14 protein-coding genes are annotated in these 12,094 nt (G+C 70.3%); 8 read left to right on the top strand and 6 right to left on the bottom strand.

Translation table 11 applies throughout. The features are described from left to right. Window positions 1-9 precede the first annotated feature (9 nt). From ABGB12_RS01205 to ABGB12_RS01195, 3 genes are read left to right on the top strand one after another with little or no spacing between them, the layout of a single operon-like run. On the top strand, window positions 10-855 hold the full coding sequence (locus ABGB12_RS01205; RefSeq protein WP_347673764.1) for a metallophosphoesterase: 846 nt from the start codon (window positions 10-12) through the stop codon (window positions 853-855). Next, window positions 849-1,808, top strand: coding sequence for a sugar ABC transporter permease (locus ABGB12_RS01200; RefSeq protein ID WP_347673763.1), 960 nt, complete (start codon window positions 849-851; stop codon window positions 1,806-1,808). The genes ABGB12_RS01205 and ABGB12_RS01200 overlap by 7 nt, the downstream gene beginning before the upstream one ends. Further along, on the top strand, window positions 1,805-2,608 hold the full coding sequence (locus tag ABGB12_RS01195; protein ID WP_347673762.1) for a carbohydrate ABC transporter permease: 804 nt from the start codon (window positions 1,805-1,807) through the stop codon (window positions 2,606-2,608). The genes ABGB12_RS01200 and ABGB12_RS01195 overlap by 4 nt, the downstream gene beginning before the upstream one ends. Before the next feature lie 6 nt (window positions 2,609-2,614). On the opposite strand, the gene ABGB12_RS01190 is transcribed toward ABGB12_RS01195, so the two are convergent. After that, complete coding sequence (locus ABGB12_RS01190; RefSeq protein WP_347673761.1) at window positions 2,615-3,517, bottom strand: LysR family transcriptional regulator; 903 nt, start codon at window positions 3,515-3,517, stop codon at window positions 2,615-2,617. A 272-nt stretch (window positions 3,518-3,789) separates the two neighbouring features. On the opposite strand from ABGB12_RS01190, the gene ABGB12_RS01185 reads away from it, so the two are divergent. Further along, window positions 3,790-4,563 (top strand): hypothetical protein, encoded by a 774-nt coding sequence (locus ABGB12_RS01185; RefSeq protein ID WP_347673759.1) that lies wholly within the window; start codon window positions 3,790-3,792, stop codon window positions 4,561-4,563. Window positions 4,564-4,582: 19 nt separating this feature from the next. On the opposite strand, the gene ABGB12_RS01180 is transcribed toward ABGB12_RS01185, so the two are convergent. Both ABGB12_RS01180 and ABGB12_RS01175 read right to left on the bottom strand, forming a co-directional pair. Further along, window positions 4,583-5,191 (bottom strand): phosphoribosylanthranilate isomerase, encoded by a 609-nt coding sequence (locus ABGB12_RS01180; RefSeq protein WP_347673758.1) that lies wholly within the window; start codon window positions 5,189-5,191, stop codon window positions 4,583-4,585. Between the two features lie 101 nt (window positions 5,192-5,292). Further along, window positions 5,293-5,637 (bottom strand): helix-turn-helix domain-containing protein, encoded by a 345-nt coding sequence (locus ABGB12_RS01175; RefSeq protein WP_347673756.1) that lies wholly within the window; start codon window positions 5,635-5,637, stop codon window positions 5,293-5,295. Window positions 5,638-5,712: 75 nt separating this feature from the next. Between ABGB12_RS01175 and ABGB12_RS01170 the strand changes: the two genes are divergently transcribed. Beyond that, the gene (locus tag ABGB12_RS01170) at window positions 5,713-5,865 is read left to right on the top strand and encodes a hypothetical protein (RefSeq protein WP_347673755.1); all 153 of its coding nucleotides are present in this window, start codon (window positions 5,713-5,715) and stop codon (window positions 5,863-5,865) included. Next, complete coding sequence (locus ABGB12_RS01165) at window positions 5,865-6,776, top strand: alpha/beta hydrolase (protein ID WP_347673753.1); 912 nt, start codon at window positions 5,865-5,867, stop codon at window positions 6,774-6,776. Before ABGB12_RS01170 ends, ABGB12_RS01165 begins: the two co-directional genes overlap by 1 nt. A gap of 96 nt (window positions 6,777-6,872) precedes the next feature. Here ABGB12_RS01165 and ABGB12_RS01160 read toward each other — a convergent pair whose 3' ends face one another. The 3 genes from ABGB12_RS01160 to ABGB12_RS01150 form a co-directional block, all read right to left on the bottom strand. Further along, window positions 6,873-7,505, bottom strand: a complete 633-nt coding sequence (locus ABGB12_RS01160; RefSeq protein WP_347673752.1) for a TetR/AcrR family transcriptional regulator — start codon at window positions 7,503-7,505, stop codon at window positions 6,873-6,875. A 228-nt stretch (window positions 7,506-7,733) separates the two neighbouring features. Further along, complete coding sequence (locus ABGB12_RS01155; protein WP_347673750.1) at window positions 7,734-8,231, bottom strand: helix-turn-helix transcriptional regulator; 498 nt, start codon at window positions 8,229-8,231, stop codon at window positions 7,734-7,736. A gap of 145 nt (window positions 8,232-8,376) precedes the next feature. Beyond that, window positions 8,377-8,787 carry a VOC family protein gene (locus tag ABGB12_RS01150; protein WP_347673748.1) on the bottom strand — a complete coding sequence of 137 codons (411 nt, stop codon included), beginning with the start codon at window positions 8,785-8,787 and terminating at the stop codon, window positions 8,377-8,379. A 368-nt stretch (window positions 8,788-9,155) separates the two neighbouring features. On the opposite strand from ABGB12_RS01150, the gene ABGB12_RS01145 reads away from it, so the two are divergent. Both ABGB12_RS01145 and ABGB12_RS01140 read left to right on the top strand, forming a co-directional pair. Next, window positions 9,156-10,709 carry an IS200/IS605 family accessory protein TnpB-related protein gene (locus tag ABGB12_RS01145; RefSeq protein ID WP_347673747.1) on the top strand — a complete coding sequence of 518 codons (1,554 nt, stop codon included), beginning with the start codon at window positions 9,156-9,158 and terminating at the stop codon, window positions 10,707-10,709. A gap of 95 nt (window positions 10,710-10,804) precedes the next feature. Continuing rightward, a complete protein-coding gene (locus ABGB12_RS01140; protein WP_347673745.1) occupies window positions 10,805-12,061 on the top strand; it encodes a PP2C family protein-serine/threonine phosphatase in 1,257 nt (418 codons plus the stop codon). Window positions 12,062-12,094: the final 33 nt, after the last annotated feature.

Raw genomic sequence — 12,094 nt, 5'->3', positions numbered from 1 at the left:
CGGCCGGACATGACCTTCCTCCAGCTCACCGACACCCACATCGCGCCCGGGGGAGAGCCGGCGCACGAGGCCGTCGACACGACGGCGAACCTGCGCGCCGCGCTCGACATGATCGAGGCGTCCGGGGCATCGGCCACGGCGCTGCTGCTCACCGGCGACCTGGCCGCCGACGGCGAGCCGGACGCCTACCAGCGGCTGCGCGGGCTCGTGGAGCCGGCGGCACGGCGGATCGGGGCCGAGGTCGTGTACGCGATGGGCAACCACGACGAGCGTGCCGCCTTCCGCGCCGAACTGCTGGGCGAGCCGGAGGGCTCCGCATCCCCGTACGACGCCGTGCGCATGTTCGGCGGGATGCGCGTGGTGGTCCTGGACACCACCGAACCGGGTAGCCACGACGGGCATCTCGAAGAACGGCAACTGCGGTGGCTGGCGGAGGTGCTGGCCGTACCCGCGCCCCTGGGCACGATCCTGGTCTGCCACCATCCGCCCGTCCCGTCTCCGGTGCCCAGCGTGAACCTGCTGCGGCTGCGCGGCGCGGAACGGCTGGCGGCGGTGATCAGCGGAAGCGACGTGCGGCTGATGGTGACGGGCCACGCCCACCACGCGGGCTGCGGCTCCCTGGCGGGCGTGCCCGTCTGGGTCGGGCCCGCCCTGGCCTACGGCGTGGCCCCGGTCCCGCCCGCGGGCAGGCTCCGCGCGGACGCCGACGCCGCTTTCAGCCGCATCGACGTCTTCGGCGGGCGGGACGGGCAGATCGTCGCGACCGCCGTCCCGCTCTCACGGGCCGACCGGGTGTACGACGTCGCGGAGGCGGAGCGGCTGCGGTTCATCGAAAGCCTGGTGGAGGCATGGTGACGGGTGCCTTCGTCGAGGTCGCGCCACCGCGTCCCCGGGGGGAGGCCGCGCCGTCCGCGGCGCGGCCCTCCCCGGCCCTGCGGCTGGTGCGCGCGGCTCCGCCCTACCTGTACCTGGCGCCCGGGCTCGTCCTGCTCGTCGTCTGGACGTACTGGCCGCTCACCCAGACCTTCTACCTGTCGTTCCACTCCTGGAACCTGGTGCCGACCTCGCCCATGACGCCGGTCGGGACGGACAACTACGAGCGGCTGCTGACCACGCCCGCGCTCGCCGACTCGGTCGGACGGACCTTCCAGGTGATCCTCGGCCTGCTGCCGTTCACGGTGGTGGTCCCGCTGGTGGTGAACCTGCTGGCCCGCGGGGTGGGCGGCAGGATGGGCGCCGTGTACCGGGGCGTGGTCTTCGCGCCCATGCTCGTCGCCCCGGTCGCAGGGGCGGCGGCCTGGATGTTCCTGCTGGATCCGGGCGCGGGCATGGTCAACGCGGTGCTGGGAACCGACGTCAACTGGCTGAACAGCACCGCGACGGCGCAGTGGGCGATCATCGTCATCACCGGCTGGCATCTCGTCGGGTTCGCCGTCCTCGTGGTCGCGGCGGGACTGGCCGGCATCGACTCCGAGTACACGGCGGCGGCACGGGTGGACGGAGCGTCCCCGGGCCAGATCACCCGGTGGATCACGCTGCCGCTGCTGTCGCCGACGCTGGCGTTCCTGGCGCTGATGACCGTGCTGCTGTCGGCGCAGTGGACGTTCCCGCTGATCGACACGCTGACCCAGGGCGGCCCCGCCGGCTCGACCACCACCATCCACTACCTGCTGTGGGAGTACGGGTTCCGCAGCCACGACGCCGGTCTCACCGCCGCCGCGGGAATGATCTTCTTCGTGGGCTTCATGCTGCCGGCGATCCCGCTGGCGCGTCTCGCCGACCGGACGACCCGAGAGGAGGGGAGATGAGGCTTCGTCGTACGGCGGGGCACGTGGCGCTGGGCCTGCTCGGCCTGGCCTGCCTCTTCCCGATCTACTGGCTCTACGCGGCGTCGCTGCGGGCGCCGGGCGACGTCCACGACCAGTCCCCGCTGCCCTGGCCCCTGTCGCTGGAGAACTACGCCGACGCGTTCGCCAAGAACGACGTCGCGGAGATGCTGCTGAACACGGTCACGGTCGCGGTGCTCACCGCGCTCGGCCAGCTGCTGGTCGCCCTGCTCGCCGCGTACGGGATGGCCGCCTGGCGGTTCCGGGGCCACCGGCTCGCCCATCTGATGTTCGTGGGGATCTGGCTGGTGCCCTTCCAGGTCACCATGCTGCCCAACTACGCGCTGCTGGCACGGCTCGGGCTGCTGGAGACGCTGGCCGGGGTGATCGTCCCGATGTCGTGCTCGGCACTGGGCGTGCTGCTGCTCCGCGAGCACCTGATGAACTTCCCGAAGGAACTCCTCGACGCGGCGAAGATGGACGGGCGCTCCTCCTGGGCCACCCTGTGGACGGTCGTCGTCCCCGTCCTGCGCCCGGTGCTCGCCGCGCTGGGCGTCCTGCTGTTCATCAACGCGTGGAACGAGTACTTCTGGCCCGCGATGGTGCTGCAGCGCTCCAACGCGGTGATCCAGCTCGGCCTGCGCAGCTTCATGGGGACTGAAGGCAACGACTGGGGCCCGCTGATGGCCACGGCGGGCCTGGCGAGTCTGCCCGTCCTGGCGCTCTACCTGTTCCTGCAACGGCACATCGTGGACGCGTTCGTCCGGTCGGGACTGAGGTGAGGCGGGTCAGGCCTTGAGCGTGCCGGCCGCGGGCAGGCAGGTGAGGAAGGCCTCCACCAGCGGCCCGGGGTCGGCACGCCACACGGCGTACAGGTCCAGGATCGGCACCGGGTCGTACAGCCGCACCGAGGTGGTCCGGGGCCCGCCCGGGACCGCGCCCGCGAACCCGCCGCGCAGCGCGGAGGCGAACCCGACCACCGGCCGGATCGCGGTGATGATCGCGGTGGCGCCCGGATCGTTGATCTCCTCCTGCACGTTCAGCTCGATGCCGGCGGCCCGCGCGGCGGAAGTGATCGCGTCGTACATCGCCGACGACTGGGAGCGGTGGAACAGGATGCAGGCCTCCTCGCCCAGTGCCTTGAACGGCACCTCGTCCCGGCCCGCCCAGCGGTGCCCCGCACCGACCACCGCCACCAGCGGCACACGCAGCAGCAGCCTGCTGCGCAGCTCCCTCGACGCGGGCCTGCCGTACACCATGGCGACGTCGAGCCGGCCTTCCCCGAGCGCCGCGAGCTGCGGCCCGGTCCGCAACTCGACCATGTCCACCTCGACCCCCGGCCGACGGTCGGCGAAGCGGGCCAGCGTCCCCGGCAGCACCCGCTGCGCGGCGGGAAGGTTGTAACCCACCCGGATCCTGCCCGTCCTGCCCTCCGCGGCGGCCCTGGCCGCCTCACCGGCCCGCTGCACGCTCCGCATGATCTCCTCGGCCTGCTCGCGGAACGCGACCCCCGCGGCCGTCAGCCGCACCTCGTGCGAAGTGCGGGTGACCAGTTCCACCCCCAGCGACCGCTCCAGCCGCTGGAGATGCTGGCTCAGCGAGGGCTGAGCCAGATGGAGCCGTGCGGCAGCCCTGCCGAAGTGCAGCTCGTCGGCGAGGGCCAGAAAGGAGACGACATGGCGCAGTTCCACGAGCCGAGGCTAAAGGCAGAGAACAAGCATCCGGTGAACACCTCGAAACCGTTCCCGAACCACGTCCGGAAGCGCTCGGCCGGCACGCTCACCGGGGTGTCACGCTCAACCCGCGTCTCGGTGCTTCTTGTTCGCCCGCCTGTTTCGCCCGGTTGCATATAAACGTTATTGTTTCTCTGTGGTGGAGGGGGTCCGTGGACAGAAGGTCGTCCAGGACCCATCGGTGCCGAAGCCGAACTCCGCCGCTGTCGCCGACGAATCGGGAGTTCGTGTTGCCCGCGTCCCAGAGCGAGGGCCCTGAGCCGTCTCCGCGTATCTCTTACGTCCATCCACGGCGTCATCCACCGGCGGCCCGTCCCGTACCCGAGCCCCGGCCGGCTCCTGCGGGCGGCGGCGCCGACCTCCTCCGCGACGCCCAGGCCGGTGACGGCTCGGCGATGCTGCAGCTCGGCATGCGACGTGAGGGCGAGGCGGCTTTCCAGGAGGCGATCGAGTGGTACCTCAAGGCGGCCGAGGCCGGCAACCCGCAAGGCCTCACCCGGATCGGGTCGCTCCTGCAGGCGGTGGGCAAGCTCGAGGAGGCCGAACAGGTCTACCGTGAAGCCGAAGCGGCGGGCGACCCTTCGGCCACGACACTGCTGTCGTATCTGCGGACCTCCCGGACCCCGTCTCGTGAGAACGAGCGTCAGAACCGCGGCGGCCGACAGGAGAACGACGGTCTCGGCCGCGTCAGGGGATTCGCCTGGCTGGGCATCGCCCTCCTGGCCTTCGGCTTCTTCCTCGTCATGGCGGCCCGTCCCGGCTCCGGCACTCCCGAGTGCGACGGCGAAACCATGGAACCGGGAGACAAATGCATCTCCTTGACCGGCAACCGGAGCTCCTACACCTACGAAGAAGTCATGGAGAGATACGAGGCGAAGGAAGAAGCCTGGGCCGACGGCCCACCGCCCCAGGCCCTGATCGGCTATGGGCTCATGGCGGTCAGCCCCGTTCTTTTCGTGGCCGCCGTCGCCCGCTACCGGCAGGTGAAGGACGCAGAGGGGTAGGTCCCGGCGGGTGCAGTCCTCAACGCGCCGAGCGTGCCGCCTCAATGAACGAGGTGATCAAAGCGGGGTCCTTGACGCCGCGGCTGCTCTCGACTCCGCTGGAGACGTCCACGCCCCACGGGAGGGCGGACCTTACGGCCTCCTGGACGTTCCGCGGCGTCAGACCGCCGGCGAGGAGCCACCGTTCTCCGGGGCCGGCGAAGCCCTTCACCGTCCAGTCCCAGGCGGTGCCGGAGCCGGGAACCGGCGCGTCGAGCAGAAGCAGGTCCTCGCCGAGTTCACCGCAGCGCGGCGCGGGCTCCCGGTAGGCGGTCCCACGGATCAGCGTCAGCCCTTCGCGCCGGAGCGCGGCATAGTGGTCCGGGCCTTCGCCTCCGTGGAGCTGGACTCCGCGGACCCCGGCGAGGCCGGCCAGCCGCCGCACCTCGGCCACCGGCTGGTCGCGGAACACCCCCACGGTGAGCACGTGCTCCGGCACCCGCCGCGCCAGTCTCGCCGCCGCGTCGGCGTCGACACGCCGGGGGCTCACGGCGAAGACGAATCCGATGGCGTCCGCCCCGGCCTCGACCGCGGCGTCCACATCCCGCTCCAGCCGGAGCCCGCACACCTTGATGAACAACTTCTCCATGCCGCCATCGTTCCTCCACCACCCCGCGGACACCAACTTCCCCCGGCCTCGCCGGACGCATCAGAGGACCGGCCGCCTCCGCCATGAGGTCGTGGTCCGCGTCAGGGCCGTTGCCCTTCTGGCAAGGTCGCCGTCGCCCACGCGCAGATCGCGGCCAAGGGCTCCTGGAGGGTCTTGCCGAGAGCGGTGAGGGAGTACTCGACGTGCTGCGGCGCGCTCTCCTTGAGGACCTCGCGCCGCACCAGGCCGTCCGCCTCCATGCCGCGCAGCGTCTCCGTCAGCATCTTCTGGGTGATTCCGGGAATCCGTCGGCGCAGCTCCGAGTGGCGCTGCGGTCCTGCCAGGAGCCCGTAGACGAGCAGGATCCGCCACTTCGAGCCCAGTCGCTCCAGGGCCTGACGCGTGGAGCACGCCTCTTCGAGAATGTCCGGTATCACCAGCGCCATGGGGCCTCCCGGCGGTGAAAGGCACTTGAAAGTGCCCTCTTTCTGGTCGGGAACAGATCATCTAGCGTCCCGTTCATGACAGAGCTTAAGGCCCGCCTCTCTACGGCTGCCGATTCCGGCATCCACGTCAACGGCGTCCACCCCCACTCCTCGAACGGCTTTTTCCCGACCCGGCCGGCCGCCCCGGGCGCGGACTTCGTCGCCACCGGACCCGCAGGGGAGCGCTGATGGAACGCCTCGTTTTCGGATCAGCCGGACTCGTGGGAGTCCTGCGGCTCCCCTCGGGGCCGGGGCCGTGGCCCGGCGTCGTCCTCACCGGGCCGTTCACCGGCGTGAAGGAGCAGGTCGTCGGGGTGTACGCCGAGCGCCTGACGGCCGCGGGGTTCGCGACGCTCGCCTTCGACCACCGGGGCTTCGGCGAGAGCGGCGGACGACGCGGGCACGAGGACACCCAGGGCAAGCTGGAAGACCTCCGAGACGCCGTGAGCCTCATGACGGCCCGGCCCGACGTGGGCGAGATCTCCGTCGTCGGCATCTGCCTGGGCGGCGGGTACGCCGTTCGGGCCGCCGCCTCCGACCCGCGGATCAAAGCCGTCGCGGGCATCGCGGGCGCCTACAACAGCCCGGCTCACATCGTCGAGGCGATGGGCGTGGAGAACTACCGGGCGGCCCTCACCGGTTTCCTCGACCGCTACGACGAGTTCCTGCCCGCCGTGGCCCCCGACGGGGGAGAGGCCGCGATGGGCGGCGACGAGCCCTACGCCTACTACGGAACGTCCCGCTCTGCCTCCCCGCACTGGGACGGCCGGGTCACCCGGGGCTCGCTCCACTCCTTGATGACCTTCGACGCGCTGAGCGCCGCAGACCTTCTCGGCGCCACACCCCTGCTGGTCGTCCACGGTCGGACCGACGCCTACTGCTCTCCCGACCTGGCCCGCGAACTCCACGCCCGCGCCCCCGGCCCCAAGGAGATCCACTGGCTCGACACCCGGGAGCACATCGACCTCTACGACGTGGAACCCCACGTCACCGCCGCGGCCGACGCCACCGCGACGTTCCTGCACCGCGTCCTTGCGGACGACCCTGGCCGCGTAGGAGAAGAAATCGAGGACGCGATGCGGCCTGCTACCTACGGGTGAGTCCTCCATGTCGATACGTCGAGCAAAAAGCAGGGTTTTCGCTGCCGTGCGGCGAACGGCAGCGGGCCTGACCAGTTGCCCGGGGCCGGAGGACCATCAGGCGTACATGCCGAGCATGCGTTCGACGAGTTCGTGAAGGTGCTTCCGGACCCGGCGCAGGGCCTTGGGATCCTGCGGCCTTCGTGTCCGCCCTTTCTCGTCCATGAAGCCGCCTTGGACGAAGCCGTGAATGCACCACACGGTGGTCCATCCCACGAGTTCCAGGTCGAAGGGCGGTTCTCCCTCGTAGGCCTCACCTTCGCCGATGGCCTTGCTCACCGCACCCAGAAGCAGGGACTGGATCTTCCCGGAGAATCGTTCTTCCAGCTCGGTGATGTCCGCGGCGTCCGAGAGCCAGCGGTGCATCCACAGCGCGGGAACCTCCGGATGCTCGACGCAGAAGTCCAGATAGGCGTCGGTCAGCAAGATCATTCCCGCCATTCCGGGCTCGGCCTCGGCGACCTTCTGCTGGAGGAAGTCGTATTCGATCCCGGTGATCCTTTCCAGCACCGCGATGTAGAGCTCGCGCTTGCCTCCGACCTGATCGGTCACCGTGGCGACGTCGAGTCCCGCGGAGTCCGCGATCATCCGGACGGTGATCGCGTCGTAGCCGAGACGGGAGAACAGGCGCGTGGCCACATCAAGGATGTGGTCACGCGTGTTCTCGGAGCCGGAGTCGGAGATGGTCATAGCACGGTGTCACTTCGGATGATTTGCTACGTGGCTACCCGGTCAACAGGGGTGTACCCGCCGACCCGACACGTAAGCGTTGCCTCGACAGCACCAAAGAACACAAAGGGGGAATTGACCTGCCCGTCGGTTCCGGACGGCTGAATCGTGTTCAGGAGAAGGGGACATCGGCGAGAATCGCGAGCAGGCTCCTGTCCCGTCGTCGGTCGGTCAGGCAGCGGGAATGCGTCAATGGGCGAGCGCTGGCGATGCGGCCTCCCACGCGAATCCGTCCGGGGCGGCGATCGGTGCTTCTTGATTCCTGATCGGCCTGGTCACCTGTTTCGCCACACACGGTGGCATTCCTTCCGCCGGGTGGGCCGTCTGGTCGCGGTAGGCGCTGGGTGGCATGCCGACCAGTTCGGTGAAGCGGGTGCTGAAGGTGCCCAGGGATGAGCAGCCGACGGCGAAGCAGACTTCGGTGACGCTGAGGTCGCCGCGGCGCAGTAGTGCCATGGCGCGTTCGATGCGTCGTGTCATCAGGTAGGAGTAGGGGGATTCGCCGTAGGCGCGCCGGAATTCGCGGCTGAGGTGTCCGGCTGACATGTGGGCGCCGCGGGCGAGTGCCTCGACGTTCAGTGGCTGGGCGTATTCCCGGTCGATCCGGTCACGGACACGGCGCAGCCGTGCGAGGTCGTCCAGGCGCTGCGCCGCGGCGCGTGCGCGCCCCCATGAGGGGTGACACATGAGAAGGCTCCTTTCATCGACGTCGGCGGCCGCACCTCTGTGATGGTGCGGCCGCCGAGGACGGAGGCTTGGAATCATCGGCCGCCGTGTTCTTCGCAGGTGGTCGCGACGCCGGCCGCCATGGCCGGATCGCTGACCGGACGGATCAGCGAAGCTCCTGGATGCGGACCAGGTTGCCCGCGGGATCGCGGAAGGCGCAGTCACGGACGCCGTACGGCTGCTCGGTCGGCTCCTGGACGACCTCGGCGTCGCAGGCCTGCACCTTCTCGAAAGTGCCGTCGAGGTCCCGGGTGGCCAGCTGGATCCAGCCGTAGGTGCCCTTGGCCATCATCTCGGTGATGGTGCGGCGCTCGTCCTCGGTGAGCCCTGGGTCGACGGTCGGCGGCGCCAGGAGGATGGACGTGTCGGGCTGGCCGACGGGGCCGACCGTGATCCAGCGCATCTTGCCCTGCCCGACGTCGTTGCGGACCTCGAAGCCGAGGATGTCGCGGTAGAAGGCCAAGGACGCGTCCGGGTCGTCATGCGGGAGGAAGCTCGTGTGAATGGTGATGTCCATGAAGATCATGCTAGGTCGGCTCCGTGACCAGCGCTTCTCGATTCCTGACCGATCCGCACCCATTTCCGGACGACCGGTCACCGATGATCGTCTCTGGTGACTCACTCGTGGGCCGGAGAGCCCGCGGTGCGCACCTGCGGAAGGGTAGGAGCTGTTGCCGGTTGAGTGTTCAGGAGTGTCCATGGGGATTTCTCTGGTCGTCTGTGGCCTCCGGATGCTTGAAGGAGGGGTTCCCGGGTTTCCCGTCCGTGCCCGCCGCACCGGGGGTAGGTTGTCTCGGGGTCACACTCGGTGACCTAGGGCAGGTGGGAAGGGGTGCGGTATGCCGGTGATCCACGACTGCCGCTCGGCTTCGCGGACGGCCCGGCATGGCTGAACGAGTGGGGCCGCTGCGGCCGGTCACCCCGCCGTTCGTCGTCGCACAGCCCCAGGGCGTGTCGGTCCGCACCCGTCTCAAGGGCCTCACCTCCCGGGACGAGGAGGTGCTGCGCCGGGTGGGTGCGCATCTGGGGTCGTTGGCGGGCCGTGATCTGGCGATCCGCTGCGCTGATGGTCTCCGGCACACCGCGCAGCGGTGGACGGAGCGCAAACGGAACCTGACCGGCCAGTCCTCCTCGCGGTGGGCGGGGGCGATCACCAAGGCCACCCACGACCAGTGGGCGCTGTCCCTGCGCTCCCAGGCCGCGCACCTGACCGGCCTGGACGCCGCCATCGACACCATCGGCCGTCGTCTGGCCCTGCCTGTGGGCGAGAAGGGCAGCAAACGCGCCCCAGGTGGCTACCGCTCCAGGAGCGAGTGGTTTCACAAGTCCCGCCGCCTGGCCCTGCTGAAACAGCGCCGCGAGAAGGTCGCGGCCGACTTCGCCGCCGGGCGGGTGCACGTGGTGCGCGGCGGCCGCGCCCTGGCCCGCACCCGCCACCACCTGCGGGAAGCCGACCTCACCGCCGAGCGGTGGCGGAAGCGGTGGCAGGCGGCCCGCTGGTTCCTGGCCGCCGACGGCGAGAGCGGCAAGCGGTACGGCAACGAGACCCTGCGCATCACCCCCGACGGGCAGGCCAGCCTCAAACTCCCCGCACCCCTGACCGACCTCGCCAACGCACCCCACGGCCGGTACGTCCTGGCCGCGAAAATCTCCTTCGCGCATCGGGGCGGGGAGTGGGCCGACCGGGTGGCCGCCGACCGGGCCGTGGCCTACCGCCTGCACCTCGACACCGACCGGGGCCGCTGGTACGTGGACGCCTCCTGGCAGCGCCCGCCCGTGCAGATCCTGCCCCTGGAGGCGGCACGCGCGGGCGGGATGGTGGCGGTGGACACCAACGCCGACCACCTGGCCGCCTGGCGCCTGGACGTCCACGGCAACCCCGTCGGCGCACCGGTCCGCTTCGACTACGACCTGTCGGGCACCTCCCAGCACCGGGACGCCCAGCTGCGGCACGCCCTGACCCGGCTGCTGCACTACACCCGCCGCACCGGCGCCAAAGCGATCGCGGTCGAGGACCTGGACTTCGCCGAGGCCAAGACCCGCGAGAGGCACGGCCGCAACCGCCGCTTCCGCCAGGTCATCTCCGGCATCCCCACCAGCCGGTTGAAGGCCCGCCTGGTCTCGATGGCCGCCGAGCACGACCTCGCCGTGGTCGCGGTGGATGCGGCCTACACCAGCGTGTGGGGAGCCCAGCACTGGCAGCGGCCGACCAGCACTCCTACGCGTGAGACCACCCGGCACGAGGCCGCGAGCCTGGTGATCGGCAGACGCGCCCTGGGACACGGCGCCCGGCGTCGGACGGCACCACCCCCACACCACCGGAGTGATGGTGCGGGGCATCGGACCGCCCAGGCCGAACGCCGCGTCCCGGGGCGCGAGGGAACCCGCCCCACCCGCAAGGCTGCACGGATGCGATCCGCGCAGCCGCCGGGTGTGTGAAAGCAGGGGGACCAGCTTGTCCAGCACCGTTCGGGGCAGGCCACTGATCACAGGGACACCCCTGGACAGTGCCGAGGAACGGTAGGAGCTCTGACATGGGTGAGACGGGGCGGGGAGCCGCGGGCGATGATCGCGGGGTCGAGCGGATGCTGACCGGGCTGCTGGAGGCCAGCCATCTGGCGTTCTTCGAGCAGTTGCCCGAGCTGGTCGCCGAGCACGCGCGTCACGCCGGCCTGGAAGAGGTGCTGATCTATCTGGTCGATCTCCAGCAGAACGTGCTGCGCCTGCTGCCCGGCCCCGAGCGGAACACCGGAAAGGCCGCGGGGGAGGACACCGACGAGGCGGCGGACGAATTGCGGGTGGACGGCACCCTGGCCGGAAAAGCGTTTCAGCAGGTGCGCGTCCTGGCGTCCAAGGGGCCCGATGGGACGGAGACGGGGTACTGGTGGGTGCCGTTGCTGGACGGCACCGAACGCCTGGGCGTGATGCGCGTGCGCGCCGCCGAGCGGGCGGGTTCGCAGATGGCCGACCGGATGCGGCATCTGGCCTCGCTGGTGGCGCTGATGCTGGTGAGCGTGCGGCCCTACAGCGATTCCTACGCGCGGCTGGTGCGCACCCATCGGATGAACGTCGCTGCGGAGATGCAGTGGGCTCTGCTGCCGCCGTTGACGGTCTCCGGCGACCGGGTGACGATCGCGGCGGTGCAGGAACCGGCGTACCAGATCGGCGGGGACGCCTTCGACTACTCCATCGCCGACGACACCGTCCATGTGGCGGTCTTCGACTCGATGGGCCATGACGTGGCGTCCGGGCTGGCGGCGGACCTGGCGATGGCCGCCTGCCGCAACCAACGCCGCAACGGCGTTCTGCTCGCCGAGGTCAGCCAGGGCATAGAGGCCACCCTGCTGGAGGAATTCGGGTCCGAAGCCCGCTTCGTCACCGCGATCCTGGCCGAGTTGGACACCACCACCGGCATGTTCACCTGGATCAACCGCGGCCACCCCTCTCCGATGCTGATCCGCGGCGGACGCTGGGTCACCGCTCTGAACTGCCCGCCCGCTCACCCGATGGGCATGGACCTGGGCCTGCCCGTGACGTCGTGCACCGAGCAGCTCGAACCGGGCGACCGCGTGCTGTTGTACACCGACGGCATCATCGAAGCCCGCGACCGTCACGGCCAGGAGTTCGGGATGCACCGGTTCATCGACTTCGTCATCCGCCACGTCACCGACGGCTTCCCCGCCCCCGAGACCCTGCGTCGCCTGATCCGCACCCTGCTGGAGAGCCACGACCAGCATCTTCAAGACGACGCCACCGTCCTGCTCCTGCAATGGCATGGCCCGCCTCCTTGAGACGAGGTGGGCTTCCCGCCTGGCCTTCGGTGC

The sequence above is a fragment of the Actinocorallia sp. B10E7 genome, assembly GCF_039871655.1.
GTDB lineage: Bacteria > Actinomycetota > Actinomycetes > Streptosporangiales > Streptosporangiaceae > Actinocorallia.
The sequence above is the reverse complement of the archived record's forward strand: the minus strand, read 5'-3'. Positions and strand labels throughout refer to the sequence as shown.

Bases quoted from the DNA above. Each gene is read 5' to 3' on its own strand.
- ABGB12_RS01205 (WP_347673764.1), top strand. From the start codon at position 10: ATGACCTTCCTCCAGCTCACCGACACCCACATCGCGCCCGGGGGAGAG.
- ABGB12_RS01200 (WP_347673763.1), top strand. From the start codon at position 849: ATGGTGACGGGTGCCTTCGTCGAGGTCGCGCCACCGCGTCCCCGGGGG.
- ABGB12_RS01195 (WP_347673762.1), top strand. From the start codon at position 1,805: ATGAGGCTTCGTCGTACGGCGGGGCACGTGGCGCTGGGCCTGCTCGGC.
- ABGB12_RS01180 (WP_347673758.1), bottom strand. From the start codon at position 5,191: ATGGAGAAGTTGTTCATCAAGGTGTGCGGGCTCCGGCTGGAGCGGGAT.
- ABGB12_RS01175 (WP_347673756.1), bottom strand. From the start codon at position 5,637: ATGGCGCTGGTGATACCGGACATTCTCGAAGAGGCGTGCTCCACGCGT.
- ABGB12_RS01170 (WP_347673755.1), top strand. From the start codon at position 5,713: ATGACAGAGCTTAAGGCCCGCCTCTCTACGGCTGCCGATTCCGGCATC.
- ABGB12_RS01165 (WP_347673753.1), top strand. From the start codon at position 5,865: ATGGAACGCCTCGTTTTCGGATCAGCCGGACTCGTGGGAGTCCTGCGG.
- ABGB12_RS01160 (WP_347673752.1), bottom strand. From the start codon at position 7,505: ATGACCATCTCCGACTCCGGCTCCGAGAACACGCGTGACCACATCCTT.
- ABGB12_RS01155 (WP_347673750.1), bottom strand. From the start codon at position 8,231: ATGTGTCACCCCTCATGGGGGCGCGCACGCGCCGCGGCGCAGCGCCTG.
- ABGB12_RS01150 (WP_347673748.1), bottom strand. From the start codon at position 8,787: ATGGACATCACCATTCACACGAGCTTCCTCCCGCATGACGACCCGGAC.
- ABGB12_RS01145 (WP_347673747.1), top strand. From the start codon at position 9,156: ATGGCTGAACGAGTGGGGCCGCTGCGGCCGGTCACCCCGCCGTTCGTC.
- ABGB12_RS01140 (WP_347673745.1), top strand. From the start codon at position 10,805: ATGGGTGAGACGGGGCGGGGAGCCGCGGGCGATGATCGCGGGGTCGAG.